Below are 25425 nucleotides of genomic sequence, written 5' to 3'. Positions count from 1 at the left end.
TAATTTGGGATCAAAAATTTCCGGCTTGAGATTTCTCACCAGCCAAAATTTGACGAGTGAATGTTAAGTTTTGGCTGGCTGACAACGGATTTATAAAATTCACAGCACTTACTTTGATGCTCAAAACTTGGCTTTCTTGATTTTTAGCCAGCCAAACCTCTAATTTTTGGTAGAAATCCAGTTTTTTGGGGCAGCCGCTGGTTCAGGCGGCTTGATTTACGGAAATTTGCAGACGGAATGAGCATCAGACGATCTACAATGTAAGGCTAATGAAGTACAATTTTTCCAAGACTAGCGATCGGCAGAAATTTCAAGTCTCGTTCGGGATTTAAGTTTTGTTATCAAAAATTGCACCAGTTAAATCAAGATTTCAAGTTCGATGAGTCCAATCACCCAATCTATGAAACGCTCTTTCGCAGGTAAGACAGACACAGGGCTAGTTCGTTCCGTAAATCAGGATTCGTACTACATAGACCCTGACGGGCGATTTTTCATAGTGGCTGACGGCATGGGAGGACACGCCGGAGGTCAAGAAGCCAGCCGGATTGCGACTGGGGCGATTCAATCTTATTTGATCGAACATTGGGAAGGGCCTGAAGATTCTCCACAGTTGTTGGAAAAGGCTTTTTTAATTGCCAATCAAGCAATTTTGACGGATCAGCTTGACCATCCTGAGCGCGCTGATATGGGTACTACGGCTGTGGTTCTGATCTTTAGGGATGAGGGCAGACCTTGGTGCGCTAATATCGGGGACTCTCGTTTGTACCGGCTGCACGGAGCTCGCTTGGAGCAGATTACTGAAGACCAGACTTGGGTGGCTCAGGCTGTGAAAAGAAAGGCCCTGACTCCGGATCAGGCTCGCAGTCATCCTTGGCGTCACGTTTTGTCCCAATGTTTGGGCCGCGATGATTTGCGGGAAATAGATATTTTGCCGGTGGACGTAAAGCCTGGGGATCGCTTGCTGCTGTGCAGTGACGGCTTGACTGAGGAACTTTCCGATCCTTTGATTGCTTCGCCTCTGAAGTCGATTCGCGCTGGCGAGGGTGCTGCAATTGCCTTGATTGAAGCAGCTAAGGATAAAGGGGGACGGGATAATATTACTGTGGTGATCGTGACGATGGATTTAAAATAATATTCTCGCGCCCTCGCGCACCTCAAAATCTCAAAATCTCTCAATCTCCCAACCTAAAATCTAAAATCGAATGGTTCGCGTTATCGGTTTGATCAGCGGCACCTCGGTGGATGGCATTGATGCTGCTTTGGTGGATGTGGTCGGTTCCCAAACAGACTTAAAAGTGAATTTGGTGGCCGGCAAGACTTTCCCTTATCCTGCTACTTTGCGATCGCAAATTCTCTCGGTTTGCAGCGGCTCAGCTTTGTCAATGGTTGAATTCGCCGAATTAGATGATGCCATCGCCCAAGAATTTGCCGCGGCAGCCTTGACAATTCAAGCAGAATATGATAAAGCAGAATTAATTGGCTCTCACGGTCAAACCGTCTACCACCGACCGCCAGGGAATGCCGAAAAGAGCAGTGTTTCTGCTGCACACACGCCCGGCTCAGATATGGGTTACAGCTTGCAACTCGGCCGGGGCGCACTCATTGCGCAATTGACAGGCATTACTACTGTGAGCAATTTTCGATCGGCAGACATTGCCGCAGGGGGTCAAGGAGCACCCTTAGTCCCAATAGTTGATGCCTGCCTGCTAGCCGAACCCAACCGCAGCCTCTGCATCCAAAATCTCGGTGGAATTGGAAATTTTACTTATCTTCCTGCTAGGAGAGATGAGGAATTGGCGGACAAGTCTGTGGTTTCGCATCTAGGCGATGGTATCTTGGGCTGGGATACGGGGCCGGCAAATTCGCTTTTAGACTTGGCAGTGGAACACTTCTCAGACGGTGCTAAAACTTGTGATCAAGGTGGAGCTTGGGCCGCCAGCGGGACTCCCTGTCAAGCTTTAGTAGAAAATTGGCTCCAGCAAGCATTTTTCCTCCAAGCACCTCCCAAATCTACAGGGCGAGAGTTATTTGGTGTAGACTATTTTAACCGTTGTTTGGTCGAGGCTCAAGGTTACAACCTCAGTCCTGCTGATGTGCTGGCTACTCTGACAGAACTGACTGTTGCTTCGATCGTTCACAGTTACCAAACTTTTTTGCCACAAATGCCCGATCGAGTTTTACTGTGTGGGGGCGGCAGCCACAATCTCTACTTGAAACGCCGATTGCAAGCACAATTGCATCCAGTGCAAGTGTTGACTACTTCTGAGGCCGGCTTGAGTGTAGATTTTAAAGAGGCGATCACTTTCGCGGTTTTAGCCGCCTGGCGGGTTCGGGGTATTCCCGGCAATCTGCCTCAAGTTACTGGTGCTTGCGCACCGGTTCTGTTAGGAGAAATTAACTCTTGTTGGCACAGTTGGGCATGATAGCATAGAGTCTGAGGGACAACGGCTGTGCGTTGTTGCACCAGCATTTTAGCCAGCAGGAAAAGCATAGGAACAGCACTGTGGCTCACACGTTTTTAATGGAATCAGGCCAATGGACGCTCGAAGGAAGTTGGATTGAGCGCAATGGCGTGCCAATTACGGTTAAAGGTAAAACTTTAGTCAGTTGGAACCGAACAGATTGGTTCAATATGGTGACGAAGCTCGTGTTTCCTGGGGGCGATCGGGAAGAAATTATTTTGCAGTACCGAGGACACCTCGACAGCGATGAACGGCAGTATACTTTTGTACTCCAACACAGCGAACTCGGCCGCGTCGAGGGCGAAGGTTGGATTGCTCCTCAGTCGATCGTCCAACGTTACTGGGTACTCGGAGATGAACGCCAACGACGGACGGGTTTTGATACCCTCCACCGCGTTGATGACAACCGCTACTACCAATCTAGCGGCATCATGTCTGGTCATTACTTGACGAGTACGATGGAGGCAACTCTAGAACGTCAGGCGGAATAACTCTTTCTAGGGTTACAAGTTGCGAGTTCTGGGGTTTGATATCAAAATTGAAGGTCTTGCTAGTCGGAGGTCGCGCTCAGATGTCCGACTAACGCCATTCTTTTCAAACCTCATCCGCTGCAACTTAAGACAAATATATTTATATGATTAAAAACTTAAAACTTATTCTCAAAAATTATCCAGGTTTTGAGTCTATCCCAGATCAATTATTTCTGCGATCTGTCACACTGTCGATCGACTAATTGCTCATATCGACTCCCGAAATTGACTTACATTAAGAAAGAAACGGTCAAATTTTCCCGCTAAATGATGAGTCTGTGCAGATACTTTCTGCCTAAGTCTTCTATAGCAACCGCGCCAAGAACTTCGTAACGGTCTTAACTGCTGAAACCTCTGATTTTATTGCGCATTCCCTCTTCCCTCTTCCCTCTTCCCTCTTCCCTCTTCCTTCTTCCTTCTGAAGCCTTCTGAAGCCTTGTGTCCAAAGAGTGACGCCCCATCACCCCCAACTCATTTCCATCTGAGGGAAGAGAGTAAGAGACGGAGGTCGCCGACTGCGACTCTAAGCTACTCAAGACCTGGATTGGGTTCTAAACCCCAGTGGTGTTTGAGAAAATGGCGGTACATAGTTTCGCGCAACATCATTTGCTCGTAAAGCTTTACCAAAAACTCCTGAGCTTGTTCGCGGCTCATGTCACTTACCTGGGTTTTGAAGGAACACAGGCTAAATTGCTGCTCCAAAGACAATTCTGCTGGTTGGCTCATGACGGAAGACTCCTCTGTAAGTAAAGGTGACTTGACAGTGAAAACCTGGATTAACCAGATTTGTAAATTGTTTCAGCGATCGGCTGTTGGTTTCAGGATGCCCAGCCAGCCCATATCACTTTAGTATATTACAAAAGGTAACAATTATTTGACAAAGTTACCATCTGTCCAAGGAAATAACTTAAGGATAGAGATGGCGAAATTTCTGCAAAAGTTCCTTCCGCAGCCATATACCAACTATATCTACTTGTTAAAAGAAAAAAGGCTCAGTATGAACCAAAATAATTGAAGCCATTTATACCAAGTCTGGCAGAGATTCTCTCCGGGAGTAGGAGATGGGGAGAGTGGGAGATGGGGAGAGTGGGAAAAATCTCCCTTCTCCCTTATTCCCTCAACATCCATCCATTGACTCCCGTACACTGCTCGTTGCCGAACTTGCTTTTAGCTAATTGGAGGGCCCGACATTCTGCGGTGGAGTTGCCACTCCGGGTCTCAAATTGGGAGTTGTGGGTGCAGGCGAAACCGGAGGAATGCCCAGATTTGCCCCAGAGTTGCTAGGCTGCCCCGGAGCCGGGAGAGGAGATTGAAACTGATTGGGATTGAACTGCTGCTGCCCCGGAGCCGGGAGAGGGGATTGAAACTGATTGGGATTGAACTGCTGCTGTCCTGGAGCCACAGGAGAGGGCAGCGGTTGACCGATATTGCCCGAAGGTGCCGCAGGAATGCCAGAATTGGGAAGCGACGGATTTGGCTGCCCAGAGGAAGCCGAACTAGGTAGTGTTGCCAGGGATACTCGATCGCCCCCTACCTCTCGTAATTTGTCTAAAACCTCCACAACTTTGGCGTATTTAGCATTTTGAGGAGCGTACAACACCGTTAACCCGGCAGGATTTGTCTTCTGGAAACTCTTTAAAACTCGATCGAGCTGTTGGTAATTAACAGGCAATTGGTCTATATAAGTTTGTCCGAAATCGTCAATGCTGACAATCAGCATCTCTCGCACCTGCCTTTGTCCCGTCTTCGCCTTGGGCAAATCGACACTAATTGCTTGCTGGCCAGTTACTTGCAAAGCCGCCAGCAGAAAAAATGTCAGAATGCAAAATATCACGTCAATTAAAGGAAGCAGTTCAATCCGAGCCTCTTCAGCAGGAGTATCTAAGTGAATCTTCATCAGTTCTCCTTTGTTCTAATTATTAGAAGTTGAATCAACATCAGGATCGGAACCTTTCAATTTCGGCTCCCGGTTCCGTTCTCCCGATTCTTGAGAATTGAGAGAACGTCTGTTCAAACCATCGGAACCAAAGGAAGAATTACTGTGTTCTGCACCGGACGATCCACCTTTAGCATTAGCCGCAGGCCAGTATTGCCTATAAAGCAATTCCAGTTCGTTTCCAGCTTTGCGAAATATTTTTGCCTGATTGAACAAAAAAGCTTGAAATATCCGATAAAATGCCAATGTAAAAATTGCTACTATCATCCCAGTAGCGGTAGTGATTAGCGAGGTGCTGATCCCGTCAGTCACCCCCTTCATTGCCTGCGTGCTGATGTCGCCGCCGATCGAATTGATCGAGTTCATCAAGCCCAAAACTGTTCCCAGCAAGCCCAGCAAAGGGGCAAGAGCGATCGTAGCTTCTAAGATTTTGTCGCCGCGGCGCATAGAAGCCAACTCTTCATCAGCAGAAGCTTCGAGTGCGAGTCGAAATAAATCAGGTTCAGGATTGTACAACCGCAGGGGTGCAGAAAGAAATCGCCCGATCGGCTGACGGTTGGCTTGTCTGGCAATGTCGCTAGCCGCCCCCCAATCGCTGCGGGCCGCTTCGAGAATGCGATTAACTATCTGCTTTTCTTTGCTCAAGAGGCTCGCCCAGAACCACAAGCGCTCGATAATTGTACTTACAGATAGAATCGATAACACCAACAGGGGCCACATGGCGGGGCCGCCTTTTTGAAACAGTTCTTGAATATTCACAATATTGTTGCTCCTGCACTACCCGCTAACTTTTGCTTCTGTTCTACTTTTTTTAACAAATTATCGGCCATTTAATTTTAGCGATTAATGTACTCAGTCCTAGACGCACTCGTAACTAAAGAAACCGGTTCTTGCTACCGAGGCATCGGGCTGCAAAGAAGTATCTTACTCCATCTAATCCGGTTGCTGGGTAAGTCTTGGTAATATTTTCAGCCTCCTGGCGGGCGATCAGGGGGCGACTTCCTCAGAATTCCTCTAAGTCTTCTTGACACATATCTTGCAGCGACTGGTGTTGCAGGCGGCGGGAAGAGCGGCGATATTTTTTAGTTAGCAGCTTCGGTTCGTACTGCTGCGTACCATCCGACTTGGTTTGCTGCTTCAAACTCGATTCGGCACTGCTGGAGTTTTGCAGAGCTTGTTGGCGGACGATCGCCTCTTCCATAAAATTCAAGTAATACTGGTAGCGCTCCCAATCGCCCCGCACCACACAATTCGGCTCCTCTCGGTGCGAACAGTCGCTAAACTGGCAGCTACCCAAAGCCAGCCTCTGGCGCGCTTCTGGGAAATATTCAGCTAACTCGGACGGATCGGATTCCAGAGCCGGCTGATTAAAGCCCGGAGTATCTGCCAAAAGTCCGCCGTCGGGGAGTTCAAATAGTTCGACGTGGCGAGTCGTGTGCCGCCCGCGGCCGAGTTTGCCAGAAACAGCGTTCACTCGCAGCTTCAGCGCCGGAATCAGTTGATTGATTAGGCTAGACTTCCCTACCCCAGAAGGGCCACAAATTATTGTTATTTGGTCTGAGATGTGGCCATCAACGAAGTTCGGCAAAGGATTTTGTACGGAATTTAACAGATCTAACGGATATACCGAATTTGCAACTATGGAGTTATCTTCAGATGGCAACATAGAACCATCTATTTTGTCCCATAGGTGGTTAAAAGCAACTTTTTTGACAGAACTTTTATTTTTAAAATTAGCCAGCGCTTCCTGGACTCCTAAGCCGCTGCGAACACTAATAAACATTGGTTCGTAGCCCCAGCCTGAAAGCCGATCGCGCCACTGTTCCAACTCCTGCGGCGTGACCAAATCGCATTTGTTCAAACACAAACTCACCTCTAAACCTGTAGATTCTGCCTTAACTAAAAACCGAGTTAATGAGGCGGGGTCTAAATCCGGTTCGGCGAGGGCAAAAACCAGGAGAATGCGATCGGCATTAGCTACAGGCGGGCGATTGAGTTCTGTGCGGCGCCCGAAGACTTCAGAAATTGCACCGCGGCGGTCAGTCCAGTCCGGTTCGTCTACCACCACGCGATCGCCCACCATCACCTGTTGACCAATTTTTTTCAGTCGAGTGCGGCGAGTGCATAGGAGAGTTGGAGCATCCACCAAGGATATATGCTCATGAATGCCGACTGCTGGATCTAACCTGACTCGGTAAAAGTTAGCCTGAACAGCCACCACAGTACCGACTAGCAAGGACGAATTCAAGCTCATTCTGCTGCCTTTTGTTCTGGGCGCTGCACTTTCATCGCAAAAAAGCCGGAATCCGACTCATCCGCAATAAATTGCGTTTCGAGAATCTGGTAGCCTTCCATTTTCAGACTATCAGGTACTTGTTCGATCGGCTCCCCAGCGTCCAGCCACACCTCCAAAACAGCACCCGGTGGCATTTGCTCCAAGCGCAGTTTAGTGCGGACAAAATTCAAAGGACACGGAGTCCCCCGCAGATCGATTTTGGCATCTGGGGATTTGGGATGTTCAATTGTGGATGTTGAATTCATAATGCGTTTTTGATTCTCAAATTTCCCATCTCAATTCCTGAAACCCTTATTTTTTCGTGAACCCATTGCCGAGTAATTATTCTACCTGTACAAAATGAGCGCAATTGCGCTCATTTTTTTGAGAGAGAATTAAACCAGTTGTCGGCGAATTATTCTACCGCCGATTTTTGAGACCAATTGGTCTCATTTTTTTGAGGACTACTCCCACCAATTGCCCCATGATTATTCTTCACTGGCAAAATGAGCGCAATTGCGCTCATTTTTTTGAGAGAGAATTAAACCAATTGTCGGCGAATTATTTTACCGCCGATTTTTGAGACCAATTGGTCTCATTTTTTTGAGGACTACTCCCACCAATTGCCCCATGATTATTCTTCTTGGACAAATTGTGTCCAATTGGACACAAAATTTAGAGAGAGAATTAAACCAATTGTCAGCGAATTATTTTACCGCCGATTTTTGAGACCAATTGGTCTCATTTTTTTTGAGGACTACTCCCACCAATTGCCCCATGATTATTCTTCACTGGCAAAATGAGCGCAATTGCGCTCATTTTTTTGAGAGAGAATTAAATAAAACGCTGGCGAATTATGAAACAGGAAAATTTGACACCCATTGAGTGTCAAATATTTGCTTATTTCTGAAACAAATTGCCCAGAAATCCTTCCAAGCCACCTTTACCAGTACGATCGCCCTTCAGCTTAGCAAGCTGCATCAGCAACTCACGTTCCTCAGCCGTCACCTTAGTCGGAATATCAATAGACACCGCAATCAAATGGTCGCCGCGACTGACAGGATTTCCCAACTTAGGCACACCTTTTTTCTCCAGAGTCAGAACAGTATTCGCCTGAGTTCCCGTAGGAATCAACAATTCCGTCGGCCCGTCTACCGTTTCCACTTCCAACCGGCAGCCCAAAATTGCTTGCAAATAACTAATCTTCACTTCCGAATTAACGTTAATGCCGTCCCGCTTAAATAGCGGGTCTTCATTCACAGCCAAGAACACGTAAAGATCACCAGGCGGCCCGCCCAGTTTGCCAGCATCCCCTTCATTGGAAACCCGCAAACGAGTACCATTGTCAACCCCAGCCGGAATAGTGATTTTCAGCTTTTTCATCACTTCTTTCTGGCCCCGGCCGCCACAAGTTTCGCACTTGTCCTCAATCACTTGCCCAGTGCCGTTACAGGTAGGGCAAACTGAAACTTGAGTAAAGCTGCCGAAAGGAGTGCGGGTAGCACGGCGGACTTGGCCGCTGCCGGTACAAGTCGAGCAAGTTTGGGGTCTAGTTCCCGGCTTGGCACCAGTTCCGCTGCAAGTTTCGCAGGTTTCTAGGTGCTTAATGCGAAGTTCTTTTTCTCCACCAAACACTGCTTCGCGAAACTCCAGCCGCAAGTCGAGCCGCAAATCGTCTCCGCGCACTGGGCCGCTGCGTCTGCGACCTTGTTGTTGTTGGCCGCCCGCTCCTCCTTGAAAACCCTGGAAGAAGCTTTCAAAAATATCGGCAAAGCTGTCGCCGAAGTCTTGGAACCCCGGCGCTGCTGCACCGCTCACGCCTGCTTCGCCAAAACGATCGAAACGGGCGCGGGTTTCTGGTTCTGAGAGTACCTCGTAAGCGCGGTTAATTTCTTTAAACCGCTCCTCGGCACTTGGTTCTTTGTTGACATCTGGATGGAACTTGCGAGCTAGACGACGGTAAGCACGCTTAATTTCCTCTTTGTCTGCACTGCGAGAAACGCCTAATATTTCATAGTAATCACCGGCCATAAAGCTGCTTGCCTGGAGGTAAATAACAAAAAGTGTACGAAAAAGAAACGGGCGACCTTTCCTGAAGTTACCAAATTAAAAATCAAAAATAATCATTTTTAACTTTTAATTTTTATCTTTTCAGATCTAAAGGAAAGGATTCATATCATCAACTTCAGGTTCTGGAACCTTCGGTTTTGGTTCTGACTGTGGATTTGGCTGTCGCTTTGACTTTGGTTCCGGTTTTGGTTCCGGTTTTGGTTCCGGTTTTGGTTCCCGCTTTACTTGCGCCTTTGGTTGCGCTGGTGACGGAGCTGGTGATGGAGCTGGTGATGGAGCTGGTGGTGGAGGTTTGATCGCCACCAGCAGCTCTTCTGTCAGCAAAATGCTGTCTTCGGTAGCTGCAACCTCTTCTATTTCTGACATCATCTCGCTTTCAAGCTCTGCCGAAGAGGGGGCTACCCCGCTGCGGGCTTGCTCGTAGACTGCTGTCCCGAGGGAGTATAGCAGTTGCTTGAAAGCTTCGATTGCGGGCGTGAGTTCCTCGCCTGTAATGTCAGGGTTAGCCATCGCCGCCTTCAAGGCTGCTGTTGCTGTTTCGGCTTCGGCTTTGAGGTCGTCGCCCAGCAATTGCGCGTTGGTTTTCAAAGTGACACCACAATTATAGACCAGGGTGTCGGCTTGATTTTTGAGTTCGACGACTTGAGCGCGCTTGATGTCCTCGTCGGCATAAAGTTCGGCTTCTTGCCGCATTCGCTCGACTTCGGTTTCGGTCAATCCTCCTGTATTGGAGATTTGGATGCTTTGTTCTTTGCCGGTTCCCTTGTCTTCTGCGGCAACTTTGAGAATGCCGTTGGCATCGATTTCAAAGGTAACTTCGATTTGAGGTACACCACGGGGGGCTGCGGGAATGCCTTTGAGCAGGAATTTGCCGAGACTTTTGTTGTCTTTAACTAATGCGCGCTCGCCTTGGAGGACGTGAATTTCTACGGAGGTTTGTCCGTCTGCGGCGGTGCTGTACATTTGCGATCGACTGGTGGGGATAGTTGTATTGCGATCGATCACTTTGGTGAACACACCGCCCAAGGTTTCGAGTCCCAGGGAAAGTGGCGTCACGTCTAGCAGCAGCAAATCTTTGACTTCGCCGCCCAACACTCCGGCTTGAATTGCCGCGCCTACGGCTACAGCTTCGTCGGGATTCACCGATTTATCGGGAGAAGCGCCGCCAAAATACTTGCTAATTGCCTCTTGAACTGCCGGAATTCGGGTTGAGCCTCCGACTAAAATAATCCTGTCTATATCTTTAGGGGTAAGACTTGCGTCTTTGAGGGCTTGAGTCACCGGATCGATCGTCGCCTGCACCAAATGACCGACAAGTTTTTCAAACTGAGCCTTGGAGAGATCCATTTCCAAGTGCTTCGGCCCTTTTTCATCAGAAGAGATGAAGGGCAAATTAATGGATGTGGATTGCGAGAGAGAGAGTTCAATTTTCGCCTTTTCCGCAGCTTCTCGGAGGCGCTGCAAGGCCATTTTGTCTATTGAGAGGTCACTGCCTTCTTGAGTTCGGAAAGCTTCTACCAGCCACTGAACTATGCAGTCGTCAAAGTCATCTCCTCCGAGATGGTTGTTACCTGCGGTGGCGTTGACTTCAAAAATTCCGTCTCCCAGTTGCAGGATCGAAACGTCGAAAGTACCACCGCCGAGGTCAAAGACCAAGATTTTTTGTTCGATATTTTGCTTGTCCAGCCCGTAGGAAAGGGCGGCCGCCGTCGGTTCATTGACAATCCGCAGGACTTCTAAACCTGCGATCGTACCGGCGTCTTTAGTAGCTTGGCGCTGAGCATCTGTGAAGTATGCCGGCACTGTAATTACGGCTTGGGTAACAGCTTGTCCCAAATAAGCTTCAGCATCTTGCTTGAGCTTTTGGAGTACCATTGCCGAGATTTCTTGAGGGGTGTGAACCTTGTTCCGAATTTGGACGTTAACGGTGTCGTCTTTGCCTTTGATGCAGGTATAGGGAGTGCGGGATCGTTCTTCTTCCGTGTCGTCCCACCTGCGCCCGATAAATCGTTTGATACTGTAAACAGTATTTACAGCATTAGTTACAGCTTGCCGCTTGGCTAGTTGACCGACTAAGCGATCGCCCCCCTTGCCAAATCCTACAATGCTCGGAGTTGTGCGGCCGCCCTCAGAATTGGCGATCACGACTGGTTTACCGCCCTCCAATACAGCTACACAACTGTTGGTCGTGCCTAAGTCAATTCCAATAATTTTTCCCATAGCGCCTCATAAAACTTTGTGGGATGTTTGGAAACTTCCAACTACAAATTGGGGGATCAAAAACGACTCAGCTTGTTTTAACAAGCATCACCTGACTAGATTTTTAGGAAACCAACTTGATATCTTAATCCAATATCAAAGACGGGCAAGTCGATTTTAGATTTTAGATTTTAGATTGACTCCCAAAGATGAATCTGGGATCTTAAACTTTGGTCTAAAATTTTGGGAGCATCCACGACTTAAGTCGGGGGTTTGTACCCATTTTTGGACGGGTTAAAGCATTTTTCAGAATTTGTTGAGAAAGCGCTGACCAGAAAGAATTGGTTTAAAGCCGGAACCCTGATCGGGAGAAATTAAAATCAGACTATTCATTACTCCAATCCTCTTCCTTCTAGGTAAAGGTCGCTGTCCCAGGTCAACTGTCAACTGTCAACTGAATGACCTGCTTTTAGTCCTGAATTAAGAAGTTGGTCAGTCTGCCACCTTGGGGCCCCCGAATTCTCTTCGGGGGTCAGTGACTTCTCAGAATGCAGTAGCTTGTATCCCGATTAACTTTCCGAACTATCGGGATTTTCATCTGAGGCTACCACAGATATCCCAGGCGCTGCAACTTTCACTTTGGCGTGCCGCAAGACGCGATCGCCCAGAATGTACCCGCGTTCTAGTTCTTGGATGATTGTGCCTTCCTCATGTTCGTCTGTGGGCTCGCTGAGGAGAGCTTCGTGGAGGTTGGGATCAAACTGTTCACCTTCGGGGCGCATCGGAGAAACCCCGATTTGTTTGAGGCCATCTACCATTTGCTTGTAAACGCTTTGGTAGCTTTTGTGAATGTTCATCTCACCGTCGTTTTGTGGCTTGATGTGCGATCGAGCGCGCTCGAAATTGTCGATCACCGGCAACAGGGCTTTGATCGTGATACACCTTGCCTGTAAATCTAACTCTTCTTTTTCCTTTTGGGTGCGCCTGCGGAAGTTGTCAAAATCTGCTGCTAGGCGGAGATTTTGATTTTTCAGGTCTTCTAGTTGAGCGGATGTGGCTTGCAACTGAGTTTTTAAAGCCTCTTTTTCATCGGTTACAGAGGCTAGTTCCCTCTGCCACGACTCAGCCGCGTCTGCTGTCGGGCTGTTGGTGGAACTGCCTGTAACAGTATCCCCGGATGCGTTTGCTCTCTTGCGATCGGGCTGAGCGCTTTGATAAGCTTGAGCAAGTTCGAGCTCCCAATCGGCAGATCCGTTCGAGTTTGCTGGTGCCGGCGGAGTTTCGCTTGCCATTGGCGAACCCTCTGGGGTTTCCCCAGTTGAGTTAGGATCTAGATCTTGCTGTTTTTCCTCGTCAATCATAAAAGCTGCGCGACAGAACCCTATCAATTCTAGCAGATACAGTTAACCGGGTAAATCTAGAAAACTAGAATTTACTGTTTATGGCACTATCTCATTCAGAGGATATTTCCTGCCTTTGTGGAGGAATGCCTCAAAGCTTTCAATAAAATATTAAAATGGTCGTTTATATCTATACCGATAGTATGAGCCAGCAAAAAGCTTTGGTTGGCTGCTTGTTGGGGATTAAATATATCGGCAGAGCTTTCCGGCTCGCACTTCTAAAAAATGCTTTTTATCAAACTGAGATGCTCTCTGATTCTGATGCAAGCGTCAAGGATTTAATTCATACTAAAGTCGCTTGAAGTCTTGATTTTGGGTAATTCAAATCAGACAAATTAGCGGGTCTTGCGGACTTACTAATCAGTTAGGACACCAGCGTAGAATTATATTAATATTTCCAGACTCAAAAGTAGAGCTGCTCAAAATCTGCGCGCTCGGACTCCGGCTGGACGATCGGGCTGTGCGCGATCGCACATAATTAATCAAAATATATCTCAAAAGACCGATCGACGCTTTAGTCAAAGCTATGATCATCAAAGATCGCATAGCGGATCTTTAACCTAGTGATGCACCGCGCCAGCAGGGGCACTGTAATTTGACCAAACAATTTGCGAATATAGAACGATCGTGGAAAGGCGACACACCCCTACGGTGCAAATCCCCAAGTGATGTGCCATGAGGCTATAACGAGAGTATCTCGCAGGTCGATCGGCTAAGTAGGCAACGATCGCACTCAACGAAGAAGATCTGATTTCAAGCATCCGCAACTCCCTCCAACGTCTCGTCAATTTGTAGACGAAAATTAGAGGAGACTACGAGCTTACACTTGACATATAGGGATCGAGCCAGAACATGATAGCTCATCCATAAGCAAAGAAGACGGGGGTTAAAAGCCCGCGTTAGTTTTCCTCTCAGTTCCCACCTATTGAGTGTTTTTATGACTAACACACCCCAGGGGTTTCGCTCCAGCACATCGCTAGTTGCTGTAAGCAAATTTACTCCGGCTCTCAACAAGATGATTCAGTCGGGTTACGTCAACGGAGACCAACTGAATCAAGCTCAAATTGAAAGCCGGAAGTCGGGCAAGCGGTTGACGGAGGTATTAGAAGCACTTACCGGCCAGCAGTTGCCCCCAGAATTGCTGCGGCTTTACAAGAAGCAGCAGATGTTTGAACGGAAGATAGTCTACGGGGTGGAAGCGTATGACCCAGAAATGAGCGAAATGTCGAACGAGCAACTCGGAATTATGCTCGATGGGCTGAAAATTTCGATCGACATTTGTCACCAAGGTCGTTTTTTACCCGTAGCGAAGACTGAAACTGAGCCTCCAGCGGTTTTAGTGGCAATGGTAGACCCCGACAACCTCAACGCCATAGAAGATTTGCGGCGGATTTTACAGCCTCACGGCTTGGCTTTGCAGCGACGGGTGATTACGCCAGACGACTATCAGGACATAACTTCGACCTATCAAGACGATCAAGTTAAGGTAGCAGCCAAAATAGCAGAAGCCGAAAAGCAGAGAAAGCTGGAGTTAGGGGACGGAGATTTTGGCGAACTCTCGCTGGAAGAGGTGAGTTCCGACCAAGAAGACTTAGCGAACACCATAGACGATGCTGGGGCGGCTCCGGTAATTAAGGCTGTCAACATCATTTTGGCTAAAGCTTTGTCGGAAAAGGTGTCTGACATCCACGTAGAACCTCAAGAAGAGTTTATGCGGATACGGATGCGGAAGGATGGGGTGCTGCAAGAGTATTTCCGGTTTCCCAAGCAGGTAGTGCAAGCGATTACGGCTCGTTTCAAGATTATTGCCAACCTAGACATTGCCGAACGCCGACAAGCTCAAGATGGTCGCATCCGCCGGATGTTTGAGGGACGCACGGTGGATTTCCGGGTGAACAGCTTGCCTTCGCGGTACGGAGAAAAAATCGTGCTGCGGATTTTGGACAGTTCCAGCACTCAGTTGGGTTTGGGTTTGTTGATCTCGGATCAAGAAACTCTGGCTTTGGTGCGAGAGACTGCTAGCCGTCCGTTTGGACTGATTTTGGTGACGGGGCCGACGGGTTCTGGTAAGTCAACTTCTCTGTACTCGATTCTGGCGGAACGGAATGATCCGGGAGTTAATATCAGTACGGCGGAAGACCCGATCGAATATGCTTTGCCAGGAATTACCCAATGTCAAGTAATTCGGGAAAAAGACTTGAGTTTTTCCAACCTGCTGCGGGCGTTTTTGCGGCAAGATCCTGACGTGATTCTGGTGGGAGAAACCCGGGACAGGGAAACGGCCAAAACAGCTCTGGAAGCTGCCTTGACAGGACACTTAGTGCTGACTACGCTGCACACGAATGACGCGGCTGGGGCGATCGCCCGTTTGGACGAAATGGGCGTAGAACCATTCATGGTGTCGGCCGCTTTGTTGGGTGTGTTAGCTCAGCGTCTGATGCGACGCGTTTGCGACCAATGCTGCATTCCTTACCAGCCTACCGCTCAAGAACTCGGTCGCTATGGTCTGTCGGCTTCTCAAGAAATTGATCTGACTGTTAACAAAGCCAACACCATACCGGTGGAGGAAAGGAAGGAACTAGCAGAACGCGAGCAACTTTGTCGCAAGTGCGGCGGCTTAGGCTACAAAGGACGGGTAGGGGTTTACGAGTTCCTGAAAAATACTGAGCGGCTTCAAACTCTGATCACTCAAGGGGCTCCCACAGAGCAACTTAAGGAAGCAGCAGTAGAAGAAGGGATGAAAACGTTGTTGGCTTACAGCTTGCAGTTGGTGCGGGAAGGCGCGACTACCTTTGAAGAAGTCGAGCGGGTGACGTTTACTGACTCCGGGCTGGAGGCGGAACTGAAAGCCAAACGCAAGCAGGGACTTACCTGCAAAACTTGTCGGGCGGAATTGAAGCCGGAGATGCTGGATTGTCCGTATTGCTTGACACCGCGCTTTTTGGATTGATTGAGCAGTTGACAGTTGACAGTTGACAGTTGACAGTTGACGGTTGACAGTTGACGGTTGACTGCTAACTGTTAAATGTATCTGAGTTAGATTGGTCAATAACTATCAACTCGATCAAGAAGAGGTATCTATGGGTCTGATGATTGAAGACGTACTGGAGTCCCTGGTAGAGCAAGGGGGTTCGGACATACACATCCAGGCGGGCGCGCCTATCTTCTTCCGCGTCAGCGGGAAACTAACTCCTCAGCCGCAATACGGCGACATTCTGGCTGCCGAGGAAGTGCAGATCCTAATTTTCCAAATGCTCAACAATATGCAGCGCAAGCACTTGGAAATGGAGTGGGAACTCGACTGCGCTTACGGGGTGAAGGGATTGGCTCGGTTCCGGGTGAATGTCTACCGGGAGCGGGGTTGCTGGGCGGCTTGTATGCGGGCTCTGGCTTCTAAGATTCCTAACGCAGATGCTTTAGGTGTGCCGCAGGTTTTGCGGGATCTGACGGAGAGACCCAGAGGTATGCTGTTGGTGACGGGACAAACGGGTTCCGGGAAAACTACTACGATGGCGGCTTTGTTGGATCTGGTCAACCGGACGCGGTCAGAACATATTCTGACAGTTGAAGACCCGATCGAATATGTGTTTCCGAATATCAAGAGTTTGTTTCACCAGCGTCAAAAGGGCGAAGATACTAAGAGCTTTTCTAATGCGCTGAGAGCTGCTCTACGGGAAGATCCTGACGTGATTCTAGTGGGGGAAATGCGCGACTTGGAAACGATCGGTCTGGCAATTTCGGCTGCGGAAACGGGTCACATGGTCATGGGAACGCTGCACACGAATTCTGCGGGTGCAACGGTCGATCGGATTTTGGACGTGTTCCCGCCCATTCAACAACCCCAGGTTCGCGCCCAGGTGTCGAACTCTTTGGTGGGAATTGCCAGCCAAAATTTGGTCATGAAAATTGGGGGTGGCCGCTGCTGCGCTATGGAAATCATGCTGAATACTCCAGCTATGGCTAACTTGATCCGGGAGGGCAAAACTCCAATGATTTACTCCCAAATCCAAATGGGAGCGAAGTTGGGTATGAGGACGATGGAAATGGCTCTAGCTGAACTTTACAAGACCGGTAAAATCACTTGGGAATCGGGAATGGGCAAGGCTTCTAAGCCTGATGAACTCGAACGCTTGATCGGCCCGGCACCTGTTGGTGGTGGCGGTAAGGGAGGGGCTCATTAATTCGGTCAGCAGTCATTAGTCATGAGTCCGCAAAAATAGTTCATGACTGATGATTGATGACTGATGACAACTAACTTTTAATAAATTTTCAGAGGCAATATATGGCTACCAACGTTGTCCGTCAAAAACCGAAAGGTAGTTTTGATTTCAGTGCGATTCAGGAGCAAATTGAGTATAACCTTACCAGTCTTACGGTTAAGGATATGGCTATTTTTGCTCGTCAGTTTGCGGCTATGTTTAATGCCGGGGTGGCGATCGTGAGATGCCTTTCCGTGCTGCACGAGCAGTGTTCTAATGCTAAGTTGAAACGAGCGCTCAGGAGCATGAATGCTGACGTGCAGGAGGGGATAAACTTGGCAGAGGCGATGGCTAAGTTTCCTGATGTTTTTGACCAACTGTTTATCAGTATGGTGGCGGCGGGAGAGGTCGGCGGTGTGCTAGATGAAACCCTAGATCGTCTGGCGTCGATGATGGAAAAAAATCACAAGACCGAGGCTGAAATTAATTCGGCGATGTCTTATCCGAAGACTGTGTTCTCTATCGCGATCGTGATCTTTTTCGCAATGACCATATTCTTGCTACCAACTTTTGCTAAAATATTTAAGGATATTGGTGCAGATTTGCCAACTTTTACGCTGATTATGTTGGGAATTAGTGCATTTTGTACGGCTTGGCCTCCCATTCAACAAATAACTGTTATTGGGGTGATTATAGCGCTCAAATTTGCCTTTGATATGTACTACAAAACTCCAATGGGCCACCTACAAATTGATCGGATTGCGATGAAGTTGCCGATTTTTGGGGATTTGATCGAAAAATCTGCTGTGGCTCGGTTTTGCGTGATATTTGGGTCGCTAACGCGATCGGGCGTGCCGATTCTCAATTCTTTGGAAATTGTGCGAGATGTGGCGGGGAATCAGGCGATATCGAATGCGATCGAATATGCCAGACAGGAAATTCAAAGTGGCGGCATGATCAGTATTGCTTTGCAAGAACAGCAAGTTTTCCCGTCTTTGGCAATTCAAATGATGGCAATTGGTGAGGAGACTGGGGAACTTGACAAGATGCTGATGAAAGTTGGCGCTTTCTATGAAACGGAAGTTGAAGAAGCAGTCAAAGGGCTTACCAGTATGCTAGAACCTCTGATGATTGTTGTCGTCGGTGGTATCGTAGGTTCGATTTTGTTGTCGATGTATCTGCCGATGTTCGCAGTGTTTCAGAAGCTGTAAGAAATCAGTTGTCAGTTGACAGTTGTCAGTTGACAGTTGACAGTTGTCAGTTGACAGTTGTCAGTTGACAGTTGTCAGTTGACAGTTGTCAGTTGACAGTTGTTAGTTGACAGTTGACAGTTGTCAGTTGTCAGTTGTCATTGGCTTTGTTTGAGTTGTTCATAATGTTCAGTCAGTGATATGGTTTTGGCTAATTTTTCAATAATAATCAATGACCAATTGTTTCCAACTAATGACTAATTGCCAATTACAAGTTGCCAATTACAAGTTGCCAATTACAACTATCAACTGTCAACCGTCAACTGTCAACTAACAACTGTCAACTGACTAATTAATTATTAATTGATTTAAAATGTCTGTCAAACAATTACATTACGAGGCTTTACTAGCCCAGTACAGCGAATTTTCGGCAGCGATCGCCCTGCTGAAAAAATATCGGCTGTACATGGAGATGATTCCGAGTATTCGCCGCGCTAACGAAAGTTTAATTACCATTCCATTGCCCATTGCGCGCTTGCGGGAGGGGGTCTCCTATGCTGGAAGCGGGGGGACTAGCATATCGCCCGGACAGGCAGTTTGTTTGCCCTGCGATTTGGTGATTTTGATGTGCGATCCAGAGTGGAAAGTTAAAATTGGGGTGGAAATTTTGGTTTTTATTCACCGCCCTGGTGAAGATTTTTCTGATTTGTTGGGCCGCTGGCGACAGTGCCAGGTTTGGCTGGATAAAAGTTACGAGTGGGTGATGCCGTACCGCTATAAGCATATTTTCAGCGATGAAGCTGAGGCTGTTCATCCGCTATTTGTTTTGTTTGACGAAACGTCCGATCGCATTCAGCGCGGTTTGATGGCTGCTGGTTTGCCATTTGTTGTTGAAAGTTTTGATTTGGCGGTTGAGGAAGCAGAGGATGAAGAGTTTATGGGTAGGCGAGAATTGGGGAATATGGGTGAAGAAAGTTATGAGTTGTAGGCTGGTGGTGCGATCAATAATCAGGTCTGTTTTTTCAGTTGACAGCTTTTCAGTTGACAGTTGACAGCTTTTCAGTTGACAGCCACCTCTACCTGGAAGTCCGAGGATTGGAGTAATGAATAGTCGGATTTTAATTTCTCCTCGATCAGGATTCCGGCTTTAAACCAATTCTTTCTGGTAATGGTAAAGGGTAATTGGTAATCAGTGTGTTATATTTTGTTAATTAAATTTGATTTGAATATATAATTTACTAATTGAACCGCAGAGAACGCAGAGGACGCAGAGGATAGAGCAAGAGGAAATTAGAAATTTATTTAGATGAGTACAATTTTTTATTAAACAGGAGCTATTGAAATGAGGTTGTTAAAATCTTGGCGTTTAGTTTTATTAGCTCTAGTTTTTGGGATGGCTGTAATTCTCTCGAATTGCAGCACTAATTCAAACACGGTTAGCAATAATTCTGCAACTTCGACAACTCCCGCCGCGGTTCCACCGGGCGCTTTAGTTTACGGTGCGGGCGGGCCGCCTGTGAATCTGGAACCGGGAAATATTACTGATGGTAATTCGGTGATTGCGATCGACCAAATCTACAATCGCTTAACTGATTTTAAACCGGGAACGGTGGAACTCGCACCGAGTCTGGCGACTGAATGGTCGAGTTCGACGGATGGCAAAACTTGGACTTTTAAATTGCGATCGGGTGTCAAGTTTCACGATGGCACGGATTTTGACGCGGATGCTGTTAAGTTTAATGTCGATCGCTGGTGGGATGCCAAAAATCCTCAAGGTTATCGAGATTCGGGGAAAACTTATCAAATTTGGAAAGAATTTTTTGCTGGATTTAAGGGCGATAAAGATTCCCTGGTAAAGGATGTTACCGTTGTGGATAAGTCTACGATTAAGTTTGTGTTAAATCGGCCTTTTGCTGCCTTTCCTTCAGCGATTGGGTCGGGTTATTTTGGGATTGCGAGTCCGGTGGCGGTGAAAAAAGCGGGTGCTAAATACGGTACTCCGGGGTCGCTGGCGGTGGGTACGGGGCCTTTTGTGTTTAAGGAATGGCGATCGGGCGATCGCATTATTTTAGAAAAAAATCCCAATTATTGGAAAGCAGGAACACCGAAAGTAAATCAGTTGGTACTTCGTTTTGTTGACGATCCGGCGGCGAGACTGGCTCAATTGCGGGCCGGTCAACTTGATTTTACTGTGGATTTAACGCCGGATCAATTGAAAGAAGTGCAGGCGGATGCTAATTTAGAAACTGTTTTGCGACCTTCTTTTAATGTGGGTTATTTAGCGTTAAATCCGAGTTACGCGCCTTTGTCGAAACCGGAGGTGCGGCGGGCGATCGCCCAAACAATCAACAAACAAGCCATCGTCAAGGCTTTCTGGGGAGAACTTGGCAAATATGACTCGCAATTTGTTCCGCCGGCGGTGAATTTGGCGCAGTCTGACAAAGTTAAAGATTACGAATTTAACCCGCAGCAAGCTAAAGCAATCCTGGCGAAAGCCGGTTATCCGAACGGTTTTGATTTGGATTTGTGGTATATGCCGGTCAGCCGTCCCTATTTTCCCACGCCGAAGCCGATTGCTGAGGCTTTGGCGGCGGATTTGAGCGCGATCGGGATTCGGGTAAAGTTGCTAACAAAGGATTGGTCTGCTTATTTAGCCGATCGACTAAAACCTCCAGGATTTCAAGCTTTTATGATGGGTTGGACTGGAGATTATGGCGATCCAGACAATTTTTATTATCCTCACTTCGGGCCTGGTTCCACAGCGGATTTAGGAAATTGGAAAAATCCCAAAGTTTTGGAACTTTTGGATCGGGGGAGGGCGAGTGGGGATAAAGCAGCTAGGGCGAAAATTTATGCAGAAGTTAGCGAGATTTTGCATGGGGAAGCTGTGCGTTTGCCGATCGTACATTCGCAGCCACTTTTAGGGAAACGCAAGAATATTCAAGGTTGGATTCCGAGTCCTTTGGGATCTGAGTCTTTTGAGGATGTTAGTAAGTCTTGAGAATTCCTGCATAGATAAGACGGCGGTTGAAACCGCGCCTACACAGACAAAACCCGGATGGTGCGCGGGTTGAAGACAATAATGGAGATGAAAATGCGACAAAATACGATATCATCAGTTGCGAATTACTACTTATAAAAATGGCTAAATATATTCTTAAACGTTTGCTGGGAATATTGCCAGTTTTGTTCGGAATCACGCTGCTGGTATTTGCTTTTTTGCATTTGATACCGGGAGACCCGGCGACTGTACTTTTGGGAGAACGGGGAACTCCCGAACAAGTAGAAATTTTGAGAGCTAGGTTGGGTTTAAATCAGCCTTTACCTTTGCAATATTTGGCTTTTTTAGGGAGTTTGCTCCGCTTTGACTTGGGAAATAGCATTATTAGCGGAATTCCGATAGTTGATGAAATTAAAATTCGCTGGCCTGCTACTTTTGAACTGTCGGTGGCGGCGATGTTGGTGGCAGTTTTTATCGGAATTCCGGCGGGAATTTTGGCTGCTGTTCGCAAAAATAGCTGGCTCGATAATCTAACGATGAGCGGTTCCTTAATAGGCGTATCTTTGCCCGTCTATTGGTTGGGATTGATGGCGATCTATTTGTTTGCTGTTTATCTGAAATGGCTGCCTCCTAGCGGGCGAATTAGTGTAGATTTGGGATTTAATTTTAAGTCGATTACTGGTGTTTATGTTTTGGATTCTTTGCTGAGGTGGGATTTGGCGGCTTTTCGGGATGCGATCGCCCATCTTATCCTCCCAGCCTTGACTTTAGGGACTATTCCGCTGGCTATTATAGCTCGCATCACCCGTTCGGCGATGCTGGAAGTGATGCAGCAAGATTATATCCGCACGGCGCGGGCTAAGGGTTTGCCGGAATTTTGGGTGATTTTGAGACACGCTTTAAAAAATGCGTTTTTGCCGATCGTCACAACTATTGGTTTGCAGTTTGGGACGCTTTTAAGCGGCGCGATTCTGACTGAAACGATTTTCTCCTGGCCGGGAATTGGTTCTTGGATTTACAGCGGTATTCTGGCGCGGGATTACCCAATTGTTCAAGGTGGAGTAATTTTTGTTGCTGTGACTTTTGTACTAATTAATCTGGCGGTTGATATTTCCTATGCTTTTTTTGATCCGAGAATTCAGTACCGTTAATTAAAAGGGGAGTTCAACAGAAAATGCTTGTTTAACATCCGGCTTTAGCAGGTAGTAAATGCTAGCGACGGCAAAACCCAGAGATAGAAAATTGACTGCTGCACCTGCGCTACCAAACATTTTGGCAATTTGCGTGACGACGGCGATGACATGGATAATTAATGTTCCAGTCCAAGCCCATTTTTTCAGTTGAAACAAACCCCAGGTTAAGATTAAGGAAATAATTCCGATAATTAGAGCGATAGCAGCAAAGATTGCAATGAAACCGCCGATGACCGTGCCAACTTTTGCGCCGCCGACAGCCGCACCAAGACCGCCAAAAATGCCTGCAAAAAGTAAGATAAACAAGCCGTCAAGCAGACTGAATATGCCGCTAATTAGCTGCAAGATTGCCAGAACTGTAACGCTTTGAGGACGATTCATTGTTTTTATTTTCCATTTTTAACGGATTTGAAAAATATTCTAACCTGTTGTGGGTACAGGGCGGATATGTATTCAGGATTTGACCACCTTGCGATCGACAAACCGGGTTTATGAGAGTCAGCGTCTTAATATTGTGTGGTTCTAGGCGCGTACAGTGCGATCGCCCAAACAACTCACAACCTATTTTAGTAGGTTTCGCCGCCCGAAGAAAGCCTCCGTAGAGAGTGAGTTTCGCGCGATCGAAAGTTTGGGCCCACATCTTTAGACTGAAAAAACTTAACATTTTTTAATAAGTTGCAACGATTAGCTATAATTGTTGATAGGTGCTGGTTGGGGAACTTTTTTTAAATCACCCGATCGGATGAGTCTCAAAGACGATGCCAAGCATCAGAAAAAATTTTACTTTTAAGTTAATCCTGAGATTTAAATTAGGTGAGTCGGTATGATCGTTAGCCCTAAAAAGGACACTGCTCAGGTCAAGGTGGATGATACTCAGAAAGCAGACACCAAGACAGCAGAGACTAAAATTGCAGATAAAAAACCCGCCCAAAGTCTGTCTCCGAAGAAGCCCGCGCCGAAGTCGAAGCGGTGGGCGATCGGGTTGGTTGCAGCCGGGTTGCTAGCTGTACCGACTACCATATATTTAGTAAATAGTAAATCGCAACCGAAAGTAGATGCGATCGCGGCGATGACAGTGCCGGTGGAAGCGCAAAACCTCACGGTGCGGATCACCTCTAGCGGCACGGTGCAGCCAGTACAGCGCGTGAATCTCAGCCCCAAAGGCTCCGGCCGCATCGCAGAATTATTTGTCGAACAGGGCGATAAAGTTCAAGCAGGACAAATCGTGGCCCGCATGGAAAGCCGCGATGTAGAAGCTCAACTGGCTCAAGCTAAAGCCCGCGAGGCCAGCGTGCGAGCCAAACTTGCCAAAATCGAAGCCGGGAATCGATCGGAAGACATCGCCAGCGCCAGAGCGCGCTTAGATCAAGCCGAAGCCTCTCTCGCTCAACTCCAAGCCGGCAGCCGCGTGGAAGAAGTTGCAGGAGCCAGAGCTCGTTTACAGCAAACTCAAGCTGGCTTGCAGCAACTCCGAGCCGGCAACCGCGTGGAAGAAGTAAACCAAGGGCGAGCTCGTTTAGCCCAAGCTCAAGCCCGTTTAGCAGATGCTCAAACTGGCAGTGTCAAACAAGAAATTGCCCAAGCACAAACGCAAATTGTATCGAGTCAAGCCCAAGCTGAACTAACAGCTAAGCGGGTAGAACGTAACCGCCCGTTAGTGCAAGAAGGTGCTCTTGCTCAAGATAAACTGGATGAATTAATCAAAGAAAATCGCACTGCTCAAGCTAAAGTAACTGAATCCCAAAAACGCCTCCAACAACTGCAAGAAAGTCGGAAATCGCAAATTCAGCAATTGCAAGCTGCGGCGCAAGTCGAGCAGCAAGCATTGAAGCAGTTACAAAACGGTACGCGATCGGAAGGAATTGCTAAAGGTGAGGCAGAAGTTGCCGAAGCAAAAAGCAAATTAGCACAAGTTGAAAACGGCAATCGTCCCGAAGAAATTGCTAAAGCCCAAGCAGCAGTTGCTGAAGCAAAAAGCCAATTAGCTGTCCAAGAAAATGGGGCTCGCCCGGAAGAAATAGCTTCCGCTAAAGCTGATTTAGCAGAAGCTCAGGCTCAAGTCCGCTTTCAAGAAGTGCAGTTAGAAGATACAAAAGTTCGCGCTCCTTTTGCGGGAATTATCACCCAAAGATACGCGATTGAAGGAGCTTTTGTAACTCCGGCAACTTCGGCATCGGAAGCGACTTCGGCAACTTCGACATCGATTGTCGCTTTGGCTAGAGATGTGGAAGTTTTGGCGAAAGTGCCGGAAGCAGATATCAGTCAAATTAAACCGGGTCAAATAGTTGAAATTGTGGCTGATGCTTATCCCGATAAAGTGTTTAAAGGCCGCGTTAAATTGATTGCGCCGGAAGCTGTTAAGGAACGAGATGTGACCTTGTTTCAAGTGCGCGTCGCCATTATTGACTCTGGTAAGGATTTCTTACAGTCGGGAATGAATGTTGATTTGAGATTTATCGGTCAAAAGCTCAGCAATGCTTTGGTTGTCCCGACGGTGGCAATTGTGACGAATAAAGGTCAAACAGGTGTGCTAGTTCCCGATGAGAAGCAGCAACCGAAGTTTAAGCCTGTGACTGTGGGTTCGACTATTGGTAACAAGATTCAGATTTTGGAAGGTGCTAAGGCGGGCGATCGGGTTTTTACTGAACTTCCTGCTGGTAAAAAGTTGGAGGATATTATTAAGAATCAGAAGTAGTCATTAGTCATTAGTCATTAGTCATTAGTTTGTAGGGTGTGCACTGCGCACCGGTTGACTTTGTAGCCCACCGAAGCGTTTTCATTTTGAACCTAAGCTCATTCCAGGCAATTTTCCTTGCTTTAATTATGACTAATCCGAACGTGAAATATAGCAATCCTAAATCATTATCTACACTTATTATGATATAATTATATGCAATAATTGATTGTGACAATAAAAAAATGAATAACTTACAAATGCCACAGAAAGATATGGAAAAAGAAAGAGCGGCG

22 protein-coding genes are annotated in these 25425 nt (G+C 47.4%); 11 read left to right on the top strand and 11 right to left on the bottom strand.

Translation table 11 applies throughout. The features are described from left to right. Nucleotides 1–400 precede the first annotated feature (400 nt). The 3 genes from K4039_RS13295 to K4039_RS13285 all read left to right on the top strand — a co-directional run bounded on the left by K4039_RS13295 (nt 401) and on the right by K4039_RS13285 (nt 2953). On the top strand, nt 401–1132 hold the full coding sequence (locus K4039_RS13295; protein ID WP_265235664.1) for a PP2C family serine/threonine-protein phosphatase: 732 nt from the start codon (nt 401–403) through the stop codon (nt 1130–1132). 70 nt (nt 1133–1202) lie between these two features. Then, nucleotides 1203–2423 carry an anhydro-N-acetylmuramic acid kinase gene (locus tag K4039_RS13290; RefSeq protein ID WP_265235663.1) on the top strand — a complete coding sequence of 407 codons (1221 nt, stop codon included), beginning with the start codon at nt 1203–1205 and terminating at the stop codon, nt 2421–2423. A gap of 80 nt (nt 2424–2503) precedes the next feature. Next, the gene (locus K4039_RS13285; RefSeq protein ID WP_321161605.1) at nt 2504–2953 is read left to right on the top strand and encodes a hypothetical protein; all 450 of its coding nucleotides are present in this window, start codon (nt 2504–2506) and stop codon (nt 2951–2953) included. 377 nt (nt 2954–3330) lie between these two features. On the opposite strand, the gene K4039_RS13280 is transcribed toward K4039_RS13285, so the two are convergent. From K4039_RS13280 to grpE, 9 genes are all read right to left on the bottom strand, one after another. Next, entirely contained in the window at nt 3331–3528 is a 198-nt protein-coding gene (locus tag K4039_RS13280; RefSeq protein ID WP_265235661.1) for a hypothetical protein, read from the bottom strand. Beyond that, complete coding sequence (locus tag K4039_RS13275; protein WP_106150106.1) at nt 3521–3718, bottom strand: NblA/ycf18 family protein; 198 nt, start codon at nt 3716–3718, stop codon at nt 3521–3523. The genes K4039_RS13280 and K4039_RS13275 overlap by 8 nt, the downstream gene beginning before the upstream one ends. A gap of 445 nt (nt 3719–4163) precedes the next feature. Then, a complete protein-coding gene (locus tag K4039_RS13270) occupies nt 4164–4889 on the bottom strand; it encodes a biopolymer transporter ExbD (RefSeq protein ID WP_265235660.1) in 726 nt (241 codons plus the stop codon). Nucleotides 4890–4904: 15 nt separating this feature from the next. Beyond that, a complete protein-coding gene (locus tag K4039_RS13265; protein WP_265235659.1) occupies nt 4905–5687 on the bottom strand; it encodes a MotA/TolQ/ExbB proton channel family protein in 783 nt (260 codons plus the stop codon). A 244-nt stretch (nt 5688–5931) separates the two neighbouring features. Further along, nucleotides 5932–7182 (bottom strand): ribosome small subunit-dependent GTPase A, encoded by a 1251-nt coding sequence (rsgA, locus tag K4039_RS13260; protein ID WP_265235658.1) that lies wholly within the window; start codon nt 7180–7182, stop codon nt 5932–5934. Then, nucleotides 7179–7469 carry a sulfurtransferase TusA family protein gene (locus K4039_RS13255; protein WP_265235657.1) on the bottom strand — a complete coding sequence of 97 codons (291 nt, stop codon included), beginning with the start codon at nt 7467–7469 and terminating at the stop codon, nt 7179–7181. Before K4039_RS13255 ends, rsgA begins: the two co-directional genes overlap by 4 nt. A gap of 634 nt (nt 7470–8103) precedes the next feature. Then, on the bottom strand, nt 8104–9234 hold the full coding sequence (gene dnaJ / locus K4039_RS13250) for a molecular chaperone DnaJ (protein ID WP_265235656.1): 1131 nt from the start codon (nt 9232–9234) through the stop codon (nt 8104–8106). A 126-nt stretch (nt 9235–9360) separates the two neighbouring features. Beyond that, nucleotides 9361–11493, bottom strand: coding sequence for a molecular chaperone DnaK (gene dnaK, locus K4039_RS13245; protein WP_265235655.1), 2133 nt, complete (start codon nt 11491–11493; stop codon nt 9361–9363). Nucleotides 11494–12041: 548 nt separating this feature from the next. Then, the gene (grpE, locus tag K4039_RS13240; protein ID WP_265235654.1) at nt 12042–12833 is read right to left on the bottom strand and encodes a nucleotide exchange factor GrpE; all 792 of its coding nucleotides are present in this window, start codon (nt 12831–12833) and stop codon (nt 12042–12044) included. A gap of 155 nt (nt 12834–12988) precedes the next feature. On the opposite strand from grpE, the gene K4039_RS13235 reads away from it, so the two are divergent. Next, nucleotides 12989–13174 carry a hypothetical protein gene (locus tag K4039_RS13235; protein WP_265235653.1) on the top strand — a complete coding sequence of 62 codons (186 nt, stop codon included), beginning with the start codon at nt 12989–12991 and terminating at the stop codon, nt 13172–13174. A 258-nt stretch (nt 13175–13432) separates the two neighbouring features. On the opposite strand, the gene K4039_RS13230 is transcribed toward K4039_RS13235, so the two are convergent. Further along, nucleotides 13433–13633 (bottom strand): hypothetical protein, encoded by a 201-nt coding sequence (locus K4039_RS13230; protein WP_265235652.1) that lies wholly within the window; start codon nt 13631–13633, stop codon nt 13433–13435. Nucleotides 13634–13809: 176 nt separating this feature from the next. Between K4039_RS13230 and K4039_RS13225 the strand changes: the two genes are divergently transcribed. From K4039_RS13225 to K4039_RS13200, 6 genes are all read left to right on the top strand, one after another. Beyond that, entirely contained in the window at nt 13810–15822 is a 2013-nt protein-coding gene (locus K4039_RS13225; protein ID WP_265235651.1) for a GspE/PulE family protein, read from the top strand. A gap of 130 nt (nt 15823–15952) precedes the next feature. After that, entirely contained in the window at nt 15953–17053 is a 1101-nt protein-coding gene (locus K4039_RS13220) for a type IV pilus twitching motility protein PilT (RefSeq protein WP_265235650.1), read from the top strand. Between the two features lie 101 nt (nt 17054–17154). Further along, a complete protein-coding gene (locus tag K4039_RS13215; RefSeq protein WP_265235649.1) occupies nt 17155–18282 on the top strand; it encodes a type II secretion system F family protein in 1128 nt (375 codons plus the stop codon). Between the two features lie 352 nt (nt 18283–18634). After that, nucleotides 18635–19249 carry a hypothetical protein gene (locus K4039_RS13210; protein WP_265235648.1) on the top strand — a complete coding sequence of 205 codons (615 nt, stop codon included), beginning with the start codon at nt 18635–18637 and terminating at the stop codon, nt 19247–19249. A 354-nt stretch (nt 19250–19603) separates the two neighbouring features. Beyond that, nucleotides 19604–21262 carry an ABC transporter substrate-binding protein gene (locus K4039_RS13205; RefSeq protein WP_265235647.1) on the top strand — a complete coding sequence of 553 codons (1659 nt, stop codon included), beginning with the start codon at nt 19604–19606 and terminating at the stop codon, nt 21260–21262. 140 nt (nt 21263–21402) lie between these two features. Further along, complete coding sequence (locus tag K4039_RS13200; RefSeq protein ID WP_332973689.1) at nt 21403–22413, top strand: ABC transporter permease; 1011 nt, start codon at nt 21403–21405, stop codon at nt 22411–22413. Here the strand turns inward: K4039_RS13200 and K4039_RS13195 are convergent, their stop codons facing one another. After that, the gene (locus K4039_RS13195) at nt 22414–22836 is read right to left on the bottom strand and encodes a hypothetical protein (RefSeq protein ID WP_265235645.1); all 423 of its coding nucleotides are present in this window, start codon (nt 22834–22836) and stop codon (nt 22414–22416) included. A gap of 442 nt (nt 22837–23278) precedes the next feature. Here K4039_RS13195 and K4039_RS13190 point away from each other — a divergent pair, with 442 nt between their 5' ends. Next, entirely contained in the window at nt 23279–25150 is a 1872-nt protein-coding gene (locus K4039_RS13190) for an efflux RND transporter periplasmic adaptor subunit (RefSeq protein ID WP_265235644.1), read from the top strand. Nucleotides 25151–25425: the final 275 nt, after the last annotated feature.

This window comes from Lyngbya sp. CCAP 1446/10 (assembly GCF_026130175.1).
Taxonomy (GTDB): Bacteria; Cyanobacteriota; Cyanobacteriia; order Cyanobacteriales; family Microcoleaceae; genus Microcoleus.
Note: the sequence above shows the minus strand (reverse complement) of the source record. Positions and strands in the feature narration are given on the sequence as shown.